The following is a 4,559-nucleotide window of genomic DNA, read 5'->3' as shown; positions in this document are numbered from 1 at the left end:
TAGATAAGGAAGTTACAAAACAAAATATAAATAAATGGGCGAATCAAATTGAGGGTGCCGGTATAAATGATGTAGTAATTATTTATTTTGCGGGGCATGGATTGCTGGATGTAAAAAATAATTTTTATTTCGCCTTACATGATATGGATTTTCTGAAGCCTGAAAAAAACGGGCTGTCTTATGAAACCATTTTAGACCTGATTGACAAAAGCCCATCACGCAAGAAAATTTTATTACTTGATGCCTGCCATAGTGGTGCATTTGACCGGTCGGAACCAAACCAGCCGGTAAACTCCGGTACCGCCGGAGTTAGCACGATTGTAAATAACGAAAAACGGGGAGTTAAAATAAATAATAGTAAAAAGAACGGCCTTTCAGAGTCGCAGGCTTTTATTTTAATGAACCAGCTTTTTACCGATTTTTCTGGCGACATTGGCATTGATGTAATTGCAGCTTCGCTTGGCAATAGTTATGCCCTTGAAATGCAAACTTTAAAGAACGGATTATTTACCTATGCAATGATAAGGGCAGTGGCATTAAGCATGGCGGCATTAAACGGAAACGAAACGGAAAATATTACCATGGCCCAAATAAAAGAATATGTTGAAAAAGAAGTTAAACGGCTAAGTGATGGTGCCCAGGTTCCAAGTATCCGGTCAAACAATGTTCAAAGCAATTTTATAAACTTTTTTCATTCGTGGAAAATAACAGCAGATAACAGTCAACAACAATTTCTTGAAAAGTATAAATAACAGGCCTATTACCAAATCTCCCAATCCACAGCGATCGTTTCATTCCTGCTAGTTGGTTTTTGTAATCCTTTTGTAAGTTCTACCACACGTTCTCCTACGTACTTTTTAAGTTCGCTTATTTTTATTGATGGATATTTATTCATAGCCTCCAGTATGCAGTAAGTGAATACCCCATTGGGCAAATTGTCTACCCCTTCCAATGCGAACTGCGTACCTGCTGCGGCAGAAATAATAGTTGCACCGGTGCTTTTACCTACATTTACAAACAGGCTCTGCATCAGTTCAAAACTGTTTTTCAATCCTAGCTTCCCTACTTTTTTATAGGCAACCGGTTTAATCCCTTTAATTAATTTATTATCTGTCGCATTTAAAGCAATCAGGTCATCTTTATCTACCTCACCACTGTGGCAGGCATCTATAAGCATTAGTTTTTTTCTTGCAGGAATACTGTCTAATAAATTTTCCAGTTCATCATAAGGCAAGCCGTTCTCTTCGGGCTTATCAAAATTTACAGCGTAAGTGGAAAGATAATAGTCAAAATCTTTACTTAACATGCCATGGCCGGAGTAAGAAATAATCACCTTATCATTAACAAAGGTTTGAAGCAACTTTTGCTTTAAGGCTTTTACATTGCTTATTGTTACATTATCGTTGAATAAAGTATCAATGATGATGTCTGTGTATTTCTCCTTTAGTTTTTTGCAAAGATCCCTGATATCTTTTGTACTGTATTTAAGGTTGTATTTACTGTCATTAAACTGATCAATACCAATTCCGATAAAATATGTTTTTTCTGTTGGCTTATTTGCAGGTGTATAATTTACCTGCAAGGGCATACGATAACTTTCGGTGCCGTTTACATTGGTAATAGATGTTTCAATAATATTTTTACCCTCCGATAAATTAATTGAAAAGGTGGAATCAAATTGGTTCACATTTTTGTAACGCAGTGTAAGGCCACGTTGACCATAAACAGGTGTTTCATTCACCCAAATATTTAAACGATCTAATTTGTAAGTGCTATCCATGCCTTTAATGTGCAGCGTTAGCTTTTCATTTTTCAGTTCATATTCTACGCCATCCCGGTTTGTAAAATCTGCTTTGGGCACACTGTAATCATCCCGGAAAGCGGTGGTATCAATGCCTAATTTTTTTATTCTTTTTTCATAAGCTTTTCTGTAGGAGTTAATCAATGCAGTATCGGTATTACCGATTGCTTCGAGTACTTTATCGGGGCGGTTGTATTTTACATCGAGTTGTTCGAAACTGATTACTTTTAAGTCATTTGTAACATAGTGTAACAACTTTGAAGCATTAGGAGAACATTTATAATAATCTCCCGAAATAGTAGAAAAATAATCGGTGGTATCAATTGAAAAAAAAGTCGTTAGCAGTTTTCCTGTGGTTGCATTCCATCGGTTTATTCTATCCTCAAAAGCGGTGGTAATAATGGAGTTGTTGCTGTTGACGTTGGCAACACCAGCCATGGAAGATGGATAGCTATCTACTACCTTTCCTGTTTTAATATTGTAAATAAGTGGCGAAGTATTACCATAAAATGAAAGCAATACTTTTGACGGATCTTTCAAAAATTGACTACTTATTATTTTCTTGTTTCTAAGCCCATCAGTATACCGAAGCTGGTAAGTATGCGCATCCCAAACCATTATTTTTTGAGATGTAGTTGCAACAATACTACTACCATCGGGAGAGAAGGATGTGTGCCAGATTACGTCGCCGGCATTTAGGCTTTTAACCAAACGCCCCGAAATAGCATCCCATATTTTTAAAGTACTATCATAGCTACCGGTAATAGCAAGTGACCCGGCGGCATTGAAACCAACCGTATTAATGTTGTTTGTGTGACCATCTAATTCTAAAATCTTCATCGTTTTCAGGTTCAGTAAAACAGCAGCCCCACTTCTTCCTGCCGCAAGTAGTTGCTCGCTATTGGGAGCGAAGGCAACATCAAAAATTCCTTCTGAACCTATTTGTAAATTAACTTCCAGCTTTCCTGTTTTCAAATTCCAGATGGCCGCACCATCGGTTTGAGTGGTGGCTGTTGCAAAAAATTGCTCATCCGGACTAAGGTCACCCACTTCTAAATAATCAATAGATTTTTGATAACTATCAATTAGGAATGGCTTTCCTTTTTCATTGACCTCATTACCCCAATTTGGCGATATTAAAATGGGACCTTGATCCGCAATTCGGCCAATGTTTACCTGCTGTAACAAATTTCCATTGCGGGTATTCCATAGTTGTAACAAGTTTTCCCGATCAATAGTAACCAATTTATTTTCCGAAGCGCTAAGTGAAAATTTAACGATCTGTTTCCTGATGGCATAAAGCAAATTATCCTGCCGGTTATCCCATAGCTCCACGGGACCAAACCTTGAGGCTACAAGTGTTAGTGAATCATTAAATATGGATTGCGCATGATTAACATAATGCGTATATCCTTTTAAAAATATGGTTGGATCTTTTTTACCAACATGCCAGACGGTAGCATTATTATTTTGGTCTGAAAGTATAAACTGTGTGCCATCATTAGAGAAATTGATATCCGATATTATGCCGTGCCTTGTTGTAAATGTATTTACCATATTCAGCTTATCGGAAACAGCCAATAGATACGAGGAGTCATTATTGTCCAAAGCCACAAAAAGGTAATTTCCCTTTGGAGTTAATTTTGCCTTTATCCAATTAGCATTACTAACCGAATACTTATTTTCTTTGCTTCCAAAACTTCCTATAAGAGAAGTGTCGGAAAGATTTCTCATTTCGATGTAGGGATTGTACATAGAAATCAGTAATATCTTTTTCCCGTCCGCAGATAATTGCATGCCGCCGATGGCATAATTAAATTTAATCCTCTTAATTATTTCCCCTTTTAAACTCCATAATATAATTGTGCTGTCTCTTGAGGCTGTTATTAATCCGGACAAATCGTCCAACAGTTCCACTGCGGTTATCAGATCTGTATGTTTTCTAAGTCCATAGCAACTATATTCTTCCTGTTCCTGGTAGCAGATGGCAACTTCATCATCCTTTAAATTATAAATAATTTTTTCTCCATTCTTGCTGTAAAATCCTTCCCTAATAGGTTTCACCTTTACATCTGCCAGTAACGCCCCATTGTTCAGGTCCCAGGTTTTGATAGTTCTGTCGAGTGAAGACGTCATTACTTCTGGCGTAGCATTATTAAATTCAACTCGGGTAACACTTTCCGTATGTCCTTTAAGTTGATAGCGCATTTTACCTGAAACGGTTTCCCAAATAATGGCGGTGCTATCCTCCGATGCAGAAGCGATCAGACTACCATCATTATTAAAAGCAATAAAGCTGATGGCTTTTTTATGTGCCGCATAGGTATGTAAAAGCTTGCCTGTAACCAAATCCCACAGCTTTAAATCCGCATCTGCTGAAGCAGTTAAAACATACTTGCCATTAGGAGAAAATTTGGTGATTAAAATTGATTTAGTATGACCAATCGGCAACATCAACTTCGGCTGCTGCGCAATAACTGCTATGGACAGAGTTATCAATAAAACTGTAACTATTGTTATATTTTTTAATGGCATCATTATTTTTTAAACTTTTTATAGTTAACCCAAAACATTTTTTCCATTACTCAATAAATTCAAAACCTGCCCAATAAAATGGGTTTTTGTATTTTTCCCGCATGTTTCGTTGGGTTTGGTTAAAGGAGTTTATAATGTTGTTTGTTTTTAGTAATTGTGCATAAAAATTTATCATAAACTCCTGAGTTTTTTCATCGTCTATTGACCACAGCGATACGATGAG

3 protein-coding genes are annotated in these 4,559 nt (G+C 36.9%); 1 reads left to right on the top strand and 2 read right to left on the bottom strand.

The features are described 5' to 3' along the window. Positions 1-752: caspase family protein (locus H7254_RS19855; protein WP_301934636.1), on the top strand; the 752-nt coding region annotated here is incomplete at its 5' end. 8 nt (positions 753-760) lie between these two features. On the opposite strand, the gene H7254_RS19850 is transcribed toward H7254_RS19855, so the two are convergent. Beyond that, complete coding sequence (locus H7254_RS19850) at positions 761-4,339, bottom strand: caspase family protein (protein WP_301934635.1); 3,579 nt, start codon at positions 4,337-4,339, stop codon at positions 761-763. 43 nt (positions 4,340-4,382) lie between these two features. Next, the gene (locus H7254_RS21575) at positions 4,383-4,547 is read right to left on the bottom strand and encodes a CHAT domain-containing protein (RefSeq protein ID WP_367875463.1); all 165 of its coding nucleotides are present in this window, start codon (positions 4,545-4,547) and stop codon (positions 4,383-4,385) included. Positions 4,548-4,559: the final 12 nt, after the last annotated feature.

The organism is Ferruginibacter sp. (genome assembly GCF_014377975.1).
GTDB lineage: Bacteria > Bacteroidota > Bacteroidia > Chitinophagales > Chitinophagaceae > Ferruginibacter.
This window is presented reverse-complemented; position numbering and strand designations above follow the sequence as displayed.

Coding starts and splice junctions, on each gene's coding strand:
- H7254_RS19850 (WP_301934635.1), bottom strand. CDS start 4,339: ATGATGCCATTAAAAAATATAACAATAGTTACAGTTTTATTGATAACT.